Source organism: Pseudomonas laurentiana, from assembly GCF_014648275.1.
In the GTDB taxonomy this organism is placed as follows: Bacteria; Pseudomonadota; Gammaproteobacteria; order Pseudomonadales; family Pseudomonadaceae; genus Aquipseudomonas; species Aquipseudomonas laurentiana.
Genome location: NZ_BMQU01000031.1, coordinates 1 through 18,105 on the forward strand (window position 1 = coordinate 1; position 18,105 = coordinate 18,105).

General features: G+C 60.5%; 14 protein-coding genes. 7 read left to right on the plus strand and 7 right to left on the minus strand.

What is annotated here, in order from left to right:
- Positions 1-653: 653 nt before the first annotated feature.
- From IE038_RS21990 to IE038_RS22020, 7 genes are all read right to left on the minus strand, one after another.
- A complete protein-coding gene (locus tag IE038_RS21990; protein WP_163939829.1) occupies positions 654-1,643 on the minus strand; it encodes an ABC transporter permease in 990 nt (329 codons plus the stop codon).
- Between the two features lies 1 nt (position 1,644).
- Positions 1,645-2,643 carry an ABC transporter permease gene (locus IE038_RS21995; RefSeq protein ID WP_189396280.1) on the minus strand — a complete coding sequence of 333 codons (999 nt, stop codon included), beginning with the start codon at positions 2,641-2,643 and terminating at the stop codon, positions 1,645-1,647.
- On the minus strand, positions 2,633-4,144 hold the full coding sequence (locus IE038_RS22000; protein ID WP_189396290.1) for a sugar ABC transporter ATP-binding protein: 1,512 nt from the start codon (positions 4,142-4,144) through the stop codon (positions 2,633-2,635). The genes IE038_RS21995 and IE038_RS22000 overlap by 11 nt, the downstream gene beginning before the upstream one ends.
- 5 nt (positions 4,145-4,149) lie before the next feature.
- Positions 4,150-5,172 (minus strand): sugar ABC transporter substrate-binding protein, encoded by a 1,023-nt coding sequence (locus tag IE038_RS22005; protein ID WP_189396281.1) that lies wholly within the window; start codon positions 5,170-5,172, stop codon positions 4,150-4,152.
- Complete coding sequence (locus tag IE038_RS22010; RefSeq protein WP_189396282.1) at positions 5,169-6,125, minus strand: sugar ABC transporter substrate-binding protein; 957 nt, start codon at positions 6,123-6,125, stop codon at positions 5,169-5,171. The genes IE038_RS22005 and IE038_RS22010 overlap by 4 nt, the downstream gene beginning before the upstream one ends.
- A gap of 313 nt (positions 6,126-6,438) precedes the next feature.
- Positions 6,439-7,935 (minus strand): succinyl-CoA:acetate CoA-transferase ScpC, encoded by a 1,497-nt coding sequence (gene scpC / locus IE038_RS22015; RefSeq protein WP_163932233.1) that lies wholly within the window; start codon positions 7,933-7,935, stop codon positions 6,439-6,441.
- A 254-nt stretch (positions 7,936-8,189) separates the two neighbouring features.
- On the minus strand, positions 8,190-9,968 hold the full coding sequence (locus tag IE038_RS22020; protein WP_189396283.1) for an acyl-CoA dehydrogenase family protein: 1,779 nt from the start codon (positions 9,966-9,968) through the stop codon (positions 8,190-8,192).
- Positions 9,969-10,633: 665 nt separating this feature from the next.
- Between IE038_RS22020 and IE038_RS22025 the strand changes: the two genes are divergently transcribed.
- The 7 genes from IE038_RS22025 to IE038_RS22055 all read left to right on the plus strand — a co-directional run bounded on the left by IE038_RS22025 (position 10,634) and on the right by IE038_RS22055 (position 18,038).
- A complete protein-coding gene (locus IE038_RS22025; protein ID WP_229775718.1) occupies positions 10,634-11,605 on the plus strand; it encodes an AraC family transcriptional regulator in 972 nt (323 codons plus the stop codon).
- An 80-nt stretch (positions 11,606-11,685) separates the two neighbouring features.
- Positions 11,686-12,069: a DUF2946 domain-containing protein gene (locus IE038_RS22030; RefSeq protein ID WP_189396284.1), complete on the plus strand. Its 384-nt coding sequence runs from the start codon at positions 11,686-11,688 to the stop codon at positions 12,067-12,069.
- A gap of 140 nt (positions 12,070-12,209) precedes the next feature.
- The gene (locus IE038_RS22035) at positions 12,210-12,593 is read left to right on the plus strand and encodes a DUF2946 family protein (protein ID WP_229775719.1); all 384 of its coding nucleotides are present in this window, start codon (positions 12,210-12,212) and stop codon (positions 12,591-12,593) included.
- 153 nt (positions 12,594-12,746) lie between these two features.
- Complete coding sequence (locus tag IE038_RS22040) at positions 12,747-13,328, plus strand: putative natural product biosynthesis protein (RefSeq protein WP_163932247.1); 582 nt, start codon at positions 12,747-12,749, stop codon at positions 13,326-13,328.
- Between the two features lie 270 nt (positions 13,329-13,598).
- Positions 13,599-14,468 (plus strand): MbnP family copper-binding protein, encoded by an 870-nt coding sequence (locus IE038_RS22045; protein WP_163932250.1) that lies wholly within the window; start codon positions 13,599-13,601, stop codon positions 14,466-14,468.
- Positions 14,465-15,601 (plus strand): methanobactin export MATE transporter MbnM, encoded by a 1,137-nt coding sequence (locus IE038_RS22050; RefSeq protein WP_229775720.1) that lies wholly within the window; start codon positions 14,465-14,467, stop codon positions 15,599-15,601. Before IE038_RS22045 ends, IE038_RS22050 begins: the two co-directional genes overlap by 4 nt.
- Before the next feature lie 304 nt (positions 15,602-15,905).
- The gene (locus IE038_RS22055) at positions 15,906-18,038 is read left to right on the plus strand and encodes a TonB-dependent siderophore receptor (protein WP_229775721.1); all 2,133 of its coding nucleotides are present in this window, start codon (positions 15,906-15,908) and stop codon (positions 18,036-18,038) included.
- Positions 18,039-18,105: the final 67 nt, after the last annotated feature.

The following is an 18,105-nucleotide window of genomic DNA, read 5'->3' on the forward strand; positions in this document are numbered from 1 at the left end:
TGCCGAAAAGTGTCCACCATGTCTCCGCACACGTGTCCACCATGTGTCCGGTCCATACACCCCGACAAAAGTGACACGCCGTAAAGGCGGAACGGGGCATCAAACCCGACATCGCAAACGGATATGCCTGCCGTCATCAGGGGCAATGCATGTTTGTGGTTGTTGGCACCCACCTCGTGAACATATCCATTCCCTGCAGCGGCACCACCGGCTGGTTTCGCCTTTTACGGCGACCCACTTTTGATAGGGCGCAAAAGTGGGCAAAACGCCCTGTCCCGACATCCGGCCCTACGCTGCGCTTCGGGTGCCTTCCTTACGCCATCGCTCCCGTGTGGACGCGCCGACGGGCCATCCATGGCCCATCAGCACTTGCGAGGCATCCCTGCCTCGCACCCCACTACGCGATGACTCCACTCAGCCTCCTGAAGGGACGTCCTGCGGCGCCTGACATTCCGCGCACTGAGAAGCAGATGCTCGCGGCTTCGCTCGTCCGCGAATGTGTTGGGCTTTTCGGCTTTGCTTTTTCACGCGCTGAACCTACAGACACCGCCAAATTGTCCCTTCAGAAGGTCGAACGCAGGCGGTGTGTAGTGGTCAACTGGTTTCGGACACCTCGAAAGGTTGTTTGGATGCCATCGCCTGTTCGTAAACAGTCAGGATCGGTCCTTGAACACGCGGCGCCCGAGGTAGCTGAACGACAGCACCAGCAAAATCAGTGCGCCGGTAGCCACCTGCTGCCAGTAGAAGTTCCAGCCGATCAGCAGCAGGCCATTGGCGGTGATGTTCAGGAAGAGTACGCCCAGCAGTGTACCCGGCACGTTGGCCCGCCCATGGCGGTTGAGGGTGGTGCCGATGAATACGGCGCCGATTGCATTGATCAGAAACGCGTTTCCTGACATGGGCACATAGGCATTCACTGTGCTGGTCAGCAGAATGCCCGCGACTGAGCAGGCCAGGGCGCATGCGATGAACACCTGGGCGGTGATGCGCTGCACCGGTACGCCGCTGTAGCGTGCGACCTCTGACTGCTCGCCAATCGCCAGGACCTGACGGCCAATACGGCCTTTGGCGAGCACAACGCCATAGGCCGTCGCCAGAATGGCAACGATCAGCAGCGGCAGCGGTAGACCAAGAAAGACGACGTTTGCCAGGGCAGGGCGTACGTCCGTAGCCAGGTAGATCGGTTGACCACCATCGGAAAGCAGCTGCTGCACACTCGTGCCGATGAACAGCGTACCGAGCGTGGCCAGGAAGGGCGAAATACGCAGCCCGCTGATCAACACCGCGTTGAACACGCCGGTAAGGCCGCCAACCAGCATCGCGGCCAATACGGCCAGTGGAAGCCCAACGCCGGCGTTGAGCGCTACGACGAACGTTAGCGCAGCCAGGTCCAAGGCTACGCTCACTGACAGATCGATACCGCCAGCGCTGATCGCCAGTGTCATGCCGATGGCGACGATGGCCAGGAGAACGAAGTTGTTCAGCAACACACTGCTGAGGTTGCCCACACTGAGAAAGCCGGGGGCATTGACCGCGAAAAATACCAGCAGTGCCAGGAACAACGCTGGCAGTACCAGACGTAGCCATTGGCTGCTGATCGATACGGATGCGGTACCGGGTAGTACGACAGTTGGCTGGCTCATTTCAGACGCTCCCACGCAGCAGGCTTGAACTGGCAACGACTAACAGAATCAACACGCCCTGTACGCCGTTGACCCAAAAGCTGGAAATGTTCAGCAGTTGGAAACCATTGACCAGAAAACCTACCAGCAAGGTGGCCAGCAATGTACCGGTGATGCTGGGGCGCAGGCGTTGGGAAAACACGCTGCCGAGAAACGCGATGGCCACAACCGACAGCAGCATCTCTCCCGAACCGGTGGTGCTGCCGCTGAACCAGGCGGCTGAACAAAAAGAGGCCAGGCTGCCGCACAGGCCACTGAGCAGATAGCTGGAGAACTGATAGCTCGCCACGGGTAGGCCCGCCGCCGTCGCCGCCTCGGGGTATTCGCCAACGGCGTAGAGGCGCAGGCCGTAACGACTGAATTGGGTCAGCAGCGTCAACAGCAACGCAACCACGAGGAACACCCAGGCCAATGCCGGTTGCCCCAGCCATTGACCGAAACTGAGCAGATCCAGCAGCGGCGAGTCCGTCGGCAGAACCGTGTTTTCCGTCAGTACCAGCTCCAGGCCGGCAATCAGGTTCATGCTGGCCAGTGTCGCCAACAGCGGCGGCAGGCGCAGGCCGACCACGACCAGACCGTTCAGCGCGCCGATAGCCAAGCCACATGCCAGGGTCAGGGCGATGCTGCTGGCAGCGCTGGCGCCAGCATTGTTCAGCGTGGCATAGACCGCCGCCGACAGCCCCAGATTGGCCGCCAGAGACAGGTCCAGCCCGCCGGACACGACGTTGGAGCCGCCACCGATGATCACGAGGGTCAGCCCGAACGCGAGTATGCCGAGGATCGCTGACTGGGCAACGACATTCGAGAGGTTGGTGGGCGAGAGGAAGTTCGGCGCGGTTGCGGCAAACACCAGCAGGATCGTCAGGAACGCCAGTGAGGCGCCATGGCGCAGCAGTTTCAATTGCCAGCGGTTCGCGGCTGGCAAGGTCGGGGCCCCGACCAAGGACAGATCAGTGGACATGTTTGGTTTCCTGCTGATGATGAGTTCCTGATGCAAGCGCCAGCAGTGTGTCGCTATCGAGTTCAGCGGCCTCGCGGTGGGCAACGATGGACCCTCGGTGCATGACATAGATGCGGTCGCACAGGCCGAGCAGCTCCGGCAGGTCGGAGGAGAGCAGCAACACCCCGGCCCCTTGCTCCACCAGTTTTCCGATCAGACGATAGATCTCGACTTTCGCGCCGATGTCGATACCGACGCTGGGCTCGTCCAGCAGGTAGAGGGTCGACTGCCTGCTCAGCCACTTGGCCAGTGCCACTTTCTGCTGATTGCCACCGCTGAGCTGGCGCACCCTGGCGTGCGGCCCGGAGGTCTTGATCAGCAGACGCTCAATCAGGGCCTGGGTTTCATGCTGCTCACGCCCCCCCGAGAGCAGCCCGAGCCGGGTGAAGCGTGACAAGCTGGCCAGGGTGCTGTTTTCCTGAACGGACAGGTCCAGTGCCACGCCCTGGCGCCGGCGCTCCTCGGGCAGCAGCGCAATGCCTTCGCCCACGGCCTGATGGGTGCTGTTCAGCTCGACACGCTGCCCGTTCAGGCGAATTTCACCGTGTTGCGCCGGGGCCAGGCCGAACAGGCTTTTCAGCAGCTCCTTGGCGCCAGAACCCACCAACCCCGTCAGGCCGACGATCTCGCCTCGCCGAACCAGCAGGTTGATATCGCGATAGGCAGGGTTTTTTTGCAGGCCTTTCACCTGCAGCAAGGGTTCGCCAAGGGCAACGGGCTGTTTGGGGTACATCTCGGCCACGTCGCGGTTGACCATCAGCCGAGTAATCTCCGCCAACGATGTGCTGCGCGGGTCCACCTCGGCCACATCACGGCCATTGCGCAACACCGTCACCCGATCACATAAGTGTTCGATCTCTTGCAGGTAGTGAGAGATATAGATGATCGCCAGCCCTTGATCACGCAAACGCTTGACGATGCGCAGCAGTTGTTCAACCTCACGTTGCACCAGCGCTACGCTGGGTTCGTCGAACACCAGCACCTTGGGTTTGGCGACCAACGCGCGGGTGATCTGTACGACCTGTTGCTCGGCACTGCTCAGCTCGCCGATCAATGCACCCGGTGGCAGCTGCAGATCGAAACACTCGTTTAGCAGGCGCTCAGCCTCCCGTTGTTGCGCGCGACGATTGACGAAGGGGCCATGGTGTATTTCCTGTCCAAAGAACAGTGCTTCACCGACGGTGAAACTGGCGGGCAGCAAACGCTCCTGATGAATGAACTGAATGCCAAGGCGTGCTACCTGGCGCGGGGTAAAGTGCGTGTACTGCTGGCCGTCCAACCACAGGCTGCCGGCATCCGGGCGGTGAATCCCGGCGAGTACCTTGATCAGGGTCGATTTTCCGGCACCGTTTTCACCCACCAGGCCATGTACGCTGCCCCGGTCTACCCGCAGGCTGGCACCGTCCAACGCCCGGGTGACGCCGAACTGTTTGGTCAGATTGCGAAGCTCCAGGGCAGGTATCCTGTTCACGCATCACCCCGAATACGACGAACGTCGTCGACATTGTTCGCGGTGGTCAGCAGTGTCTCGACGAAGGTTTCCTTGGGCAGGTCGTGCTCACCTGCCAGGTAACGGGCGACGTTCTGCACTGCCAGGCGTCCGATCAACGCGGGTTGTTGCGAAACCACTGCGGCCACTGGCGTATCGGGTCGCTTCAGCAGGTCCAGTACTTCCGGTGTGCCGTCGACGCCGTAGGTCTTGATCTCGGTGCGCCCGGCATCGATCAGCGCCTGGCTGGCACCCAGTTGTGGCAAGTCCCAAGCCGCCCAGATGGCATCGATCTCGCCCTTGGGGTACTTGTTCAGCAACGCCGCTACCTGACTGCGGGCGTCCTGCACGGTGTTGGGGATGGCATCACGCAGTTCCGGTTCAATGAACTCGATCTGCGGGTAGAACTTGGTCACGAGCTTCAACTGGTCGTAACGAATACCGCAGCTCGGCACGCCATAAAAGCCATTGAATACCAGCACGCGTCCCTTGCCGCGCAGGTCTGCCACCAGCTTCTTGGCCAGGATCAGGCCCGTGCTCCAGTTGTCCGCCGAGATGGTATTGATGGCGTACTGCGAAGGCACCTCGATGGTGAACAACGGTATACCGGCTGCTGCAATACGTTTGAACCAGGGGTCGATGATGCTCAAGGTGCCCAGCGTGTGGATCACCGCATCGGGCTTCTGAGTGACCAGGTTCTGTAGCTGGGTGACCATGGCCTTGTCGTTGCGCCCAGCATCCAGGGTGATGGGGGTTCCGCCCAGCCTTTTCACTTCTTCGACCTGCGCGGCGAAGGCGCGGCTGTCGAAGTAGATGCTGGTGCCCACGGTGCTGATGGCGATGCGTTTGCCCGCCAGCGAGGGCACGGCCGAGTCGTCGCTGGCGGCGCCGCTCGGGGTGGCGGCGCGCGCCAGGGAAGAAAGGCCCAGGCCGGCAGCCAGAGTAACGCCAGCACCCAGCAGGGCGCGTCGGCCGATGTCGAAATCACGGTTCTGGCTCATTGGTCACCTCGCAGTTGCTGCATTTCGTTCAGGTTGTTCGCGGTGGTCAGCAGCGTGGAAACGTGGGTTTCCTTGGGCAGGTCCTTTTGCCCGGCCAGGTAACGGGCGACATTCTGTACCGCCGTTTTTCCAATCAGGACGGGTTGCTGGGCCACCACAGCGCCGACTGGGGAGTCGTCTCGCTGTATCAGGTCGAGCACTTCGGGGGTGCCGTCGACACCGTAGGTCTTGATTTCGGTTCGCCCGGCATCGATCAGCGCCTGGCTGGCGCCCAGTTGCGGGATGTCCCAGGCCGACCAGATGGCCGCGATCTCACCCTTGGGGTACTTGTTGAGCAAGGCGGCGACCTGCGAACGCGCGTCTTGTACGGTGTTGGGGATGACGTCACGCAGCTCGGGTTGAAGCACCTTCAAGCCCGGGTGCTCGGCCAGAGCCTTGATCAGTTCGTCGTAACGAATACGGCACACCGGTACGCCATAGAAACCGTTGAACACCAGGATGTTGCCCTTGCCGCCGGTATCCTTGACCAGTTGCTCCGCCAACAAGCGGCCTGCTGCGTAGTTGTCCGAGGTGGTGTTGTTGATGCTGTACTGCGAGGGCGCATCGATGGTGAACAGCGGGATGCCGGCGGCCTTGATGCGTTTGAGCCAAGGGTCGATCACGCTCAGCGTACCCAGCGTCTGAATCACGGCATCAGGCTTCTGAGTAACCACGGTCTGCAGTTGGGTGACCAGGTTTTTGTCGTTTCGGCCCGCATCCAGCGTTATGGGGATGCCGCCCAGCCGCTTCACCTCATCGACCTGAGCCTGAAACGCCTTCACATCGAAGTAGTGACTGGTGCCGGTCATGCTGATGGCGATGCGTTTGCCTGCCAATGACGGGACGTCGTCGCTGGCGTAGGTGTTGGCGCTAAACAACAACGCGGTGCTGAACAGAATTTTCAGAAATTTCATCGTATTCCTCTTCAAGGCATGTACAGCTCGAGCGGCCACTCAACGATCAGGAGTGGACGGCACATTGCTAGGCTGAGAGGAATATGGCGAGAACCGTGCCATGTTTAAAAATGCTTTTAAAACAATGGCTTAGGTTTATTTTGCGATAAGGCTGGAAGCACTGGACAAGACAAAGTGCTGAATGGCTGTTCGGGATCGAACAGCACGCAGGCGGTGCTGCGCGGGTGACGGGGTTTACTGCGGAACCGAACGGCCTGGGTATGGCCGCTCAGTTGTCGTGCGAGCATTACTGCCGCAGCGGTGTGCCACGGCGTCAGTTGGGTTGTTGCATGCTGCCTGTGTTGTTCAAGCGTACATGCCAGCTCAACGCCTGGCTCAGGTCATGCGGGGTATGTCCGCCCAGCAGGCAGGCAGCGCTGAAGTAGTCCGCGAGGGCCTCGCGATAGTCCGGGTGTACGCAGTGATCAATAATGACCCGTGCCCGCTCTCGAGGTGCGAGGCCCCTCAAGTCAGCCAACCCATGCTCAGTGACCAGAATATCGACGTCGTGTTCGGTGTGGTCGACGTGGCTGACCATAGGCACTACGCGTGAAATGTTCCCGTCCTTGGCAGTTGACTTGGTCACGAATATCGACAGGCGGGCGTTGCGGGCAAAGTCCCCGGAACCGCCAATGCCGTTCATCATCTGTGTGCCGCAGACGTGCGTGGAGTTGACGTTGCCGTAGAGATCGAACTCCAGCGCGGTGTTGATTGCGATGAGCCCCAGGCGCCGAATGACTTCCGGGTGATTGGATACTTCTTGTGGGCGCAACACCAGACGGTCAGCGTACTTTTCCAGGTTACCGAAGACTCGCTCGCCGCATGGCCCAGACAGGGTGATGGAACATCCCGAGGCAAATTTCAGCTTGCCGGCGTCAAGCAGGTCAAACGTGGAGTCCTGCAGGACTTCGGAGTATTGCACCAGATCGTTGAAGGGCGCGTGGATCAGGCCACTCATCACGGCGTTGGCAATCGACCCCACGCCCACCTGCAACGGCGCCAGGTTTCTTGGCAGACGCCCCAACTCCACCTCTTGCTCGAAGAACCGCACCAAGTGGTCGGCGATGGCCTGTGTGTCATGGTCAGGCGGCAACATGGTCACGGCCGCCTCGGGTGTGTTGCAGATGACGATGCCGGCAATGCGTGACGGATCAATTTCGATCGCCGGGCTACCTATGCGCTCGTTTGATTGGCGAATGGGGATCGGGCCACGGTGGGGGCGATCTTCAGGCAGGTAGATGTCATGCAACCCCTCGAAGTTCGGGTTGCTTGCCAGGTTGAGCTCGACGATCACCTGCTTGGCCGCCAGGGCAAGGCTTGCCGAGTTGCCCACGGAAGACGTGGGTACGATATGCCCCTGTTCGGTGATGGAGACCGCTTCGACAATTGCAATATCCGGCGTGGGCAGGGAACCATCGCGCATCTGCTCGACCACTTCCGAGAGGTGTTGGTCGATGAACACCACGCGCCCTTCGTTGATGGCTTTGCGAAGTATGGCATCGCCCTGAAAGGGCATCCGCCGTGCCACCAGGCCGGCTTCGGCCATCTTCCCATCCAGCCCCCCGCCAAGGCTGGCGCCGGTAATCAGGTTGATTTTCAGTGGCGTGCTCCTGGCTTGCTCGATCAGCGCCAAGGGGACTGCCTTGGCGTCGCCGGCACCGCCAAAACCACTCATGCCGAGGGTCATGCCGTCTTTGATGAGCAGCGCCGCCTGTGTGGCACTGATGATTTTTTCGTGCAAGGAAGCCATTCGAATACGCGAAGCATGCATGGGGGTACCTCAAATGTAAGGAGAAATAGATGGGTTACCGGGTATCAAGTGCCCAATAGGTGCTCGCGTCTGTACTCAGCAGGGCCGTTGCGAAGCGCTGCTCGCTTGACTGTTGGTGGGTATGGGCAGAAGGGGAGGCCAAGGCGGTCAAGGTGGGTATCGCTACGTCATGTTGCAAAAGTACGGCGACCTTTAAAGGCCGCCGTTGTGGCTCGCAGTACCAGCCGCTACCGGGGGACGTACATAAACGCGATTCAGAACTGATCGTTGTCCAGGGCCATGATGCTTTTGCTGCCGCTGCCGATGGCAATCAGAAGTGCATGCACGCGAGGCAGTAGTTGCTCGGCATAGAAGTCGGCAGTGACCTGCTTGGCGTTCAGGAACTGAGGATCGCCATTGCCCGCGTCCAGCCGGGCTTGTGCGCTCAAGGCCGAGCGAGCCATCAGCCAACCGCCGCAGAGATAGCCGAACAGCATCATGAAGTTCACGCTGATGCTGCCCGCCAGGTGCGCGTCGTCTTTCGCATTGTCGAGGAGTATGCGCAGGGCCTGTCGGCCAGCGCCCAAGGCGCCTTCCAGTGCCGCAGCCTGATTGGCGAGGTGCGTCGAACGTTGCAGCAAAGCAACGGTTTCGCCGATCTCGTCCAGCAAGCGGGTGATCAACGTGCCTTCGTTGAGCAGTGTCTTGCGCCCGACCAGGTCAAGTGCCTGGATGCCGGTGGTGCCTTCATAAATGGTCAGGATACGGGCGTCACGGTAATGCTGGGCGGCGCCGGTTTCTTCGATAAACCCCATGCCGCCGTGGATCTGCACGCCGAGGGCGGTCACCTCTTGTGCCATCTCGGTCAGCCAGCCTTTGACGATAGGTGTAAGCAGGTCGACGCGACCCTGATGAACCTGTGCCGTGTCTGCGTCAGGCGCGCAGGCGGTACGGTCCACTTCAGCGGCGGCCACCAGTGCCAGTGCCCGCATTGCCTCGATGGACGACTTCATCTGCAAGAGCATGCGCCGCACATCCGGGAAGTGGATGATCGAGAAGCGGCTACCGTCCTTGCGTGTTCCTTGCAGGCGGTCTTTTGCGTACTGCAAGGCTTGCTGGTAGGCACGTTCGGAGATGGCCAGGCCTTGCAGGCCAACGCTTTGACGGGCGTGGTTCATCATGGTGAACATGCACGCCAGACCTTGATGCGGTTCTCCCACCAGATAACCGATGGCCCCACCGTTGTCGCCAAAACTCATGACACAGGTCGGGCTGCCGTGGATGCCCAGCTTGTGCTCCAGAGAAATGCAGCGGGCATCGTTAAGCGTGCCAGGCTGACCCTGCGCATCAAGCAAGAATTTAGGTACGACGAACAGCGAAATACCTTTCACGCCGGCCGGTGCATCCGGCAGCCGGGCCAGTACCAGGTGAACGATGTTCTTCGTCATCTGGTGGTCGCCCCAGGTGATGAAGATTTTCTGCCCGCTGATCAGGTAGTGGTCTGCGTGGGGGATCGCACGGCTCTTGATGGCGGCCAGATCTGAACCGGCATCCGGTTCAGTGAGGTTCATGGTGCCGGTCCATTCGCCGCTGACCAATGGGGGAAGATAGGCTTCACGCAAGGCCGGCGAGCCATGGTGGGCGATGGCCTCAATCGCGCCCTGAGTCAGCATGGGGCAGAGTGCGAAGGCCATGTTGGCCGAGTGCCAGATCTCATTGACGGCAGTGCCGATCACGTTAGGCAGGTTTTGGCCACCCCACGCTTCTGCGGCAGTCAGCGAAGGCCAGCCACCGGCCTGGAATTGTTGGTAGGCGTCGGCAAAACCGGGGGTTTCCTGGACGCCTTGCTCGCCCAGCTGTGCGCCATGGGTGTCTCCCGTCCTGTTGAGTGGGGCCAGTACGCCAGAGCCCAGACGACCGGCTTCGGCCAGAATGGCGGACACCAGTTCGTCATTGATGTCATCCCGGTGTGCCGAAGCGCACAAGGCTTCAACGTCGACCAGTTCCTGCAGGACGAACTCGCTGTCGCGATAGGGGTGGGCGTATTCACTCATTAAGACTTCCTCTTTAAAACGATGCGTCAGGCCGTCCTGCTGTTCACGCCGCAGGAAAGGCAAACGTCTGGGTAACGTTGTGGGGGATTGGGTATGGCTCAGCGGAATGTCGGGGTTCGGTTTGTTTCGCCCGTAATCGACCAAATTGGCCATATTCCAGGCGCCTCTTTGCCCAACCGCCAAGCACTCACAAGCCTTGCCAATGGCCGTGGTTCGGCGTGTGCAGTGGTGCGCTCAGGTGCAGCGTGAGCCCGGAAGCCTGTACGGCAGTTGGCGCGCATCGGTAGGGCTTTCCGTCGTCGAGGTGCCCATGTCGTGCAGCCAAGGGTATGTAGCAGGGGGGGAAGCCACTCGTTTAGCGTGCGGTTCTTCAGGTGAAGGGCATCTGTCCGGGGCGCTGTAACTGCTTTTACGACGTGCACGTGCACAGACGGGTTCCTTGGGAATTGTCAGGGAATGGCAGCGTTTTACCCGTATCAGGCGGGTGTCTGCAGGCGGTGGCTACCTTCTATTGGAAGGCCCCTTGGCGACAATAACGAAACCAGTCGAAAAATAGACATAAACGGACAGCGGTATGGCGGTAGACTTCGCCGATGTGTTGCAGGAATCTGTCTTCGATGGGTATAGAGCGCTATTCCATTTCTATTCATTTCGCCCGAATGCTCATGAACGCCGGGCGCCGCCTTCAACTTGACGAGGCAGTGCTGCTCAATGAAGCGGGCCTCAACCGACGCATGTTGGACAATGCCCACTTGCGCATTACGCCTGATCAATTCAGCCGCTTGATGCGGGCGGTCTGGCGCCTGGCCGATGACGAATTTCTAGGCATGGGGGCGCAGCGGTGCCGGCAGGGTGTATTCGCCATCATGGCCAAGCAGGTCGTTCATTCACGCAACCTGCACTCGGTGTATTACAAGCTGAGCCATTTCTACAATGTGGTGAATGACTCCTTGCACCTGTCGCTTGAGGTCGTCGGTGATGACGCGATTTTTTCGATGAAGCTCAAGGACCCGGCACAAGACCCGGACTTCCTGCTCAGAGGTTTTTTACTGCTGCTGTGGCATCGCTTTCCAAGCTGGTTGATTGGCCAGCGGATTTCGCTGAAGCATGTCGCGTTTGACCATCCGGCCCCCAAGCACCTGACCGAGTACCGCTTGATGTTTCCCTGCCCGGCGAAGTTCGACCAGCCGGTGACGTGCCTGGTGTTCGATGCGGCGGCACTCACGGCGCCGCTGGTACAGACACCCGAGGCCCTCAGGATTCATTTGAAGAGAGCGCCATTCGACTGGTTTACGCGTCCAGCCTACTACCCCGTCTATACACGGCGGGTGCTGGATTACCTGGAGCGCTCGGAGAATCTGGCTGAAGCCACGATTCAACATGCTGCGCTTGAGTTGCACCTCACCGACAGAACACTGAGGCGCAAGCTCGCGGCCGAGGGAAGCCAGTTTCAACGGCTCAAGGATGGTGTGCGTCGGGACATGGCGATCCATTATTTGAGCCAGACGTCCATGTCGATCAGTCTTGTCTCCCAGGTGCTGGGTTTTTCTGAGCCTTCGGCGTTCACCCGCGCGTTTCGGCAATGGACAGGGGAGTTGCCGAGGACTTACAGGGACGTAGCGCGTGATAGAAAATAGCGAGCATTGGTTTTCTCTCCGGTCTGTTCGACCCAAGTCGCGCTTCAGCCTCCTGGCGGTTCGATGGTAAAGTCGCCGCCATGAAACTCGCCCGCTCAGACCGCTCACTCATTGCATGGATGCTGTATTTCAGCGTTCTGTTCAATGTGTTCGCCTGCGGTTTGGGGCATGGGCAGGTGATGGGCCTGGAACTCAATGGCCTGGGTGGGCAGTTTTGCGCCTCCCTCGACAGCAAGGCCCCCAGCATGAGCACCGACATCGGCAACCCTTCGGCCAGCGGCTGGGGCGCCAGTTTTGCTTGTCCGATCTGCTCCGCGATCACCCTTGGCATCGCCTTGCTGTTCTGTCTGAGTTGGCTGCTGCGGATGGGGCAAACACAACCTCCCGACCGTGAGCAACGCTGCAAAGCCCCCCCGCGTTATTCCTGGCCCTCGGCCAATCCTCGCGCATCCCCTCTGATGTAACGCTCGCAAGCGGACGGCCTTATTGGCCGGAGACCGCTGTAGGCCTTCGTCCGCTATTCGCCTTGCTGTCGCCAATGCGCCGCAGCGTGGGGGCGGGTGTTTGATCGTCATCATCCATAGGGTGTTGCATGAAGGGTGGAATGAGTAACGCCAGTCAGCAGAATGTCTGGGTCGCGGCGTTTCTGGCTATTGTGCTCAAGGTCATGGCGTTGCCGATGGCCGGTGCTTTGGGTTCGTTGAGCATTGAGCAACTGCTGACGGGCAGCTTTTGCTCGGCGGGCAGCGTGCAACAGACCCCGCTTGCGCTCGATACACAGCGGCCATCCTCTGAGGGCAAGGCCGAGCAGGTTCATTGCTGCTGTTCTCAGACGCTCGAAGCCGTATTCATTCCGCCAGCGTCGGTGGCGTTAGTCGGTGTCAGCGCGGCGTCACCGCGGCCATTCACACCGCCATTGTTCTGGGTATCGCCCCGTGCCCGCTGGCCATCGATCAACCCCCGAGCCTCTCCTGCTCGTCACGCATGACCGATTTTTTCTGCACACCCGAATCGGGCGTGGCCTGTTCGCTACGGCGGCTGGCTCCCTGACGTGGTGTGTCCAGGGTTAATGCTGACAGGGTAAGGAGCACAACATGGCTCATGGTATTGAAGGTTTGAATCGCCCATCGGGGAGGCTGGCATGCGAGCGCTAGCGGTGCCGTCAGGCGCCTCTCGATTGGTTAGCAAGGCTGCCCGGCTGGGGAAAAAAGGGGATTTTCTGCTGCCATTTCCCGACTACCCCAGTAACGCGCGCAGCTTCGTGCACCTGGATGCCCGTTTGCTGCCGTACTGGCACACGTTGTTCGACGTATGCCCGGCGCTGCTTAAGCTTGACCCCCCGGATGGCCTGAATATCTTTCGTGGTTTCATGACCTGGGCTTACCGCAATCATCCGCCACTGAACTGGACGTATTACCTGAGTGTATGTCGCTGGCTGCTCGGGTCTCAGTATCAGGCGCGGATCAACGAAGCGCATATCGAGTCCTTTATGAGTGCCGCGGCGGCGCGTTGGATCAATACCGATGACAGCTTGGCGCGGGGGCTGGTCCTGGCCTGGCAAGGTTCAGCGCAGATGCTCTTCGATTGGAAGGTAGCGCCTCGTCCTGCTCTCGGGCTCGACCCTGAACAGGAGGAGTTCCCGCCGGTACCGTGGGACTTTGCCTGGTGTCCGTTGACCGGCAAGGGCGGCACGGGATTTCGCAGGTGGTTGCCGATTCCGTGAGCAAGGCTCGCCGTGCAGGTCATGGGTAAACCCGCCTGTTGCCTCTGTGCGACAGGCTGCCGCATCCCAGGCAGCGCTTCATGAAGCCGCTTGCCTGGGACGCTCTGGCGTGACCTGACCGTGGCGGGATGTCGCAGGTCAGTGCCAAAGCAGCCTCATGCTAGAGTCCTGGACGACGCGTGGAGTGCTCTTGGCAGGGTACGTCGCGGCACTGAATGCCAGGGGGCTGTCATGACCCTGGCATTTTTTATGTTCCAGGAGCCACACCTGATGCGTTCATTAACGTTGAGTATCGTTTTCGTTGTGCTGGCGTGGCTGTCAGGCTGCGTGGGCAACACGCCAGAAGCGGCAGAGGTGCAGCCAGTGACCATTGGGTTTTCACTGATGGCTGCTGGGCGGCCAGTGCACTGTGGGACGCTGTTCGGGCCATTGGGGCGCGATCAAAAACGCGTGTGGTTAAAGGATGCGCGGGTCTATGTTCAAGACGTTGCGTTGATCGATGACGCCGGGCGGCAGGTCCCCCTGCGATTAAGCCCCAGTGATTGGCAAAACACTCAGGTTGCCTTACTCGATTTTGAGGACGGTACCGGCCATTGCAGGGGCGGTACGCCCGGCACCAACACCACGGTCGTGGGCACGGTACCTGCCGGGCGCTACACCGGGCTGGCCTTTACCGTGGGTGTGCCAGAGGCCTTGAACCACACCAGCACTGAACTGGAAGGCCCGCCACTGGACGTGGCGGCCATGGGCTGGAGCTGGCAGGTCGGGCGCAAGTTCGCCAAGATCGAGGTCGATCCCGAAGGCGGGGTGAGCAAAGCCGATGGATCGAAGGCCGCCACCTGGTATGTACACCTGGGCTCGACCGGTTGCACAGGCAACCCGGTTACCGGGCAGACCGTGTCTTGTCCGCGTGGCAACCGTGTTGCCTTACGCATGAATGGATTTGAGCCGAGTAAACAGGTGGTCACACTGGACCTGGCCGCGCTGTTTCAAGGCAGCCATCTGTCCAGGGATGAGGGTGGGGCAGTGGGCTGCATGAGCGGCCCAGGCGATCCTGAATGTGTGGCGGTACTTGAGCATTTGGCTGCGCCACGGGCGCCAGGCGCACGGCCAGCCTTCAGTGTACAGCCCACGCCATGAGTGTTTATCGGCTGGCGATGCGGCTGGGTGTGCTTGTCGGCATCGGCGCAGCGCTGCCGGTGATGGCGCAAACGTGGTCATGGAACCTGCCATCCCATGTGCCGGAACCTCGGGTACCCGCAGACAACCCGATGTCGACGGCCAAAGTCGAGTTGGGGCGGTGGTTGTTCTTCGATACCCGGTTGTCTGCCGACGGCAGCCGTTCATGCGCCTCTTGCCACCATCCAGATCGGGCGTTTACCGATGGTCGTGCGCGCTCGGAGGGCATGGCCGGGCAGTTGACCCACAGAAATGCGCCCAGCCTGGCCAACAGTGCGTGGAATGCCACTTACAACTGGGCTGCGCCTGCGATCGTGTCGCTGGAGCGACAGATGGAAATACCGCTGTTTGGTGATGACCCGATCGAGATGGGGGTCAATGACAACAATCGTGCACAGATCCTTCAGCGCCTGCGTGACGATCCTTTGTACCTGCCGCTGTTCCGGCAGGCGTTTCCCGATCAGGCTGCCCCGCTGAACATGGCCTCAATCATCAAGGCGATTTCAGCGTTCCAGCGCACCCTTGTCTCGGTGGACAGCCGCTATGACCGTTACCTGCAGGGTAAGCAGGCCTTGAGCGCCGCAGAGCAACGGGGCATGACGCTGTTCTTTGGCGAACGAGCGGAATGCCATCACTGTCACGGCAGCTTCAATTTCAACGATCAGGTGGTACATGCCGGGAGCCGTGTGGTGGAAACGCCGTTTCATAACACCGGGCTCTACAACATCGATGCCGCCGGAGGTTTCCCTTTTCCCAACCGGGGTTTATACGAAAGCACCGCCAAGCCCGAGGACATGGGCGCCTTTCGTGCCCCCGGCCTGCGCAACGTCGCGGTTACCGGGCCTTACATGCACGATGGCAGCATCGCCAGCCTGGAGGCGGTGATCGACTTCTATTCCGAGGGCGGTCGGGTGATTCGGTCTGGCCCCGACCAAGGGGATGGGCGGCTCAATCCACACAAAAGCGGCCTGATAGCCAGGATCGGCCTCAGCGATGAGGAAAAGGAGGATCTACTGGCCTTTCTAAAGTCCCTGACCGATGAGACGTTGCTCAACGACCCACGGTTTTCCGACCCCTGGAAGCACAAGCACTGAGCCGTCATTGCCTGCGCAAGGTCGCCATCAGCAGGACGTCCAGCCCGCGACAGAACGACGCAGCGCGTTTGCGCGCGGTTGCAGTGGGCGGTCAAAAAACCTGAGGGCAGTGACACGAACGCGCGCTCTGGCCAACACGATCACACCATGCGGCAGCCTGTCGCAGTTTTAGCGGCAGGCCATGACGCTCTACAGTCGCGCCGTCCGTTGACAGGGTAGTCGCTGGCGCCATCCAGAGGGTTGTATCAGCGCTTTGTGGAGCATGCCGGACGCCTGCCGCCAGATTATCCTAGCGAGCACCTCCATGGCTTTCAAACAACTTCCTGGCCCCGCGCCACTGGGCTGGTCCCTATTACTGATCAGCGTATTCAGCACGGCTGCCGAGCAACCACTGGCCTTGCCGGAAACCACTGTCGTCGGCCAGCGTGAGCCCGGCTACAAAGCCGAAACCGTCACTGGATTCAATAAAACCCCGCTCAGCCCACGAGAGGTTCCCCAGTCCGTCAGTGTGGTGACGCGTCAGCAGATGGACGACCAGGGCATGGTCAGTGTTCCCGACGCGATGCAGCAGGTGACCGGCGTCACCCTGATCGCCAACGACACCTTGAGTTACCAGTATTTGTCCCGAGGCTATGCGCTGGGCGTGATGTACGACGGTGTGCCTTCGTTCAACGGCATGACCCCGTCCAACCAGTTCGATCTGCCTTTGTACGAGCGTATCGAAGTGCTCCGGGGGCCGTCCGGCCTGCTCCAGGGCGCAGGAGAGCCGGGCGGTGTGGTCAATCTGGTGAAAAAGCGGCCGCTGGATCATTTCGCCGCCAACTGGGCACTCTCTGCCGGTTCCTGGGATACCTACCGTCGTGAGGGCGACATCACCGGGCCGTTGAATGACAGCGGGAGCGTGCGCGGTCGTCTGGTGCTGTCGAGTGAGGATCGCCAATACTTCTACGATCGAACCCGCAGTGACAAATGGCTGGGGATGGCCGCCCTTGCTTTCGACCTGGACCCGCAGACCACGCTGGACGTTTCCTACAGCACCCAAGAGCAGCAGGTGCAAGCGCCATGGTCCGGCTTACCGGCGTATGACGTCGTGGACGCCAAGGGGCATTACCAATTGCTGGATGTGTCGCGCTCAACCTTTCATGCCCCCGACTGGGGGCGGCTGAGCTACGACACCCATGAGTGGTCGGCCAGCCTTGAACATCGCTTCGATAACGAATGGGTACTCAAGGGCGCGTTCAACCGTCGTGAACAGTACCAGCACTACCAGTATGCCTATGCCTCCTCGGGCCTGGCGCCGCTGACCGATACCCTCCGCTACAGCAGCATGCGCGGTGCCTACAACTACACCCGCGAAGGCATGGACGTGTTCTTGAGCGGGCCGTTTGCCTTGCTGGGGCGTACCCACAACCTGCTGCTGGGCGCCAACGCCGAGGTGTACAACAGCCGTGGCCGCTCGGGGCGTGGTGTGGGCGGGAGCACAACCTTTGACGGGCTCGACGATCTGCCCGAACCAGCGATTGCATACACCTCGGGCTCAGAGAGTGAAACCGAACAGTACGGTCTTTATTCCCGGCTGAACATTAGCCTTGCCGACCCCTTGACGCTGGTACTGGGGGCTCGCACCACGACGTTCAGCAGCCGTACCCGCGCCGTTGCGCCATCCAAAGCCACTGATTGGCGACAGGGTGCTGAGGCCGATCAGCAGATCAGCCCCTATGCTGGCTTGCTGTATGAGTTGAACCCGAACATCACCTTGTACACCAGCTATACCGACATTTTTGTACCGCAAACCCAACTGAAGGCGGATGGCAGTGTGCTCAAGCCGCGCGAAGGCCGCCAATATGAAGTCGGCAGTAAAACCGAATGGCTGGAAGGGCGCCTGGGGCTGTCGCTGGCCTGGTTCAATCTTCGCGACGAAAACCGTGCCTATGCCGATCCGGCTTATCCAAACGACAACTTCTACCTGAACGCCGGCGAGGTAGAGAGCGAGGGTTGGGAGCTGGAGGTCAGTGGCAAGCCTGCCGCTGGGCTTGACCTGACGGCAGGCTACACCCGTCTGGAAACGCGCTACCTGCAAGCCCGGCAGAACCAGGGGCGGACCTACTCGATCCAGACGCCCAAGGACCAGCTCAAGCTGTGGAGCAACTACCGCTTTGACGAGCAGAGCGCCCTGGCGGGGTTCAGCGTCGGCCTTGGCCTACTGGCCAACGGCGCAACACAGAGTTCACGGGGTTGGCGCGACGAACTGGTGAACAGTGGTTATGCCGTGGTCAACGGCCGTATCGGCTACCAACTGGACAAGCAGCACAGCGTCGATCTGCACATCAACAACCTGCTGGACCGCACCTACTACGCCTCAGTCGGTACCCCCAATATCTACAACTTTTATGGTGAACCGCGCAGCGTTACGCTGACCCTGAGAGGGGCGTACTGAGCGCCTGACGCGGGTTGATCGCGACGGGCTGTAAACCCCACGGTCCCGAGGTATCCTTCACCCAGGA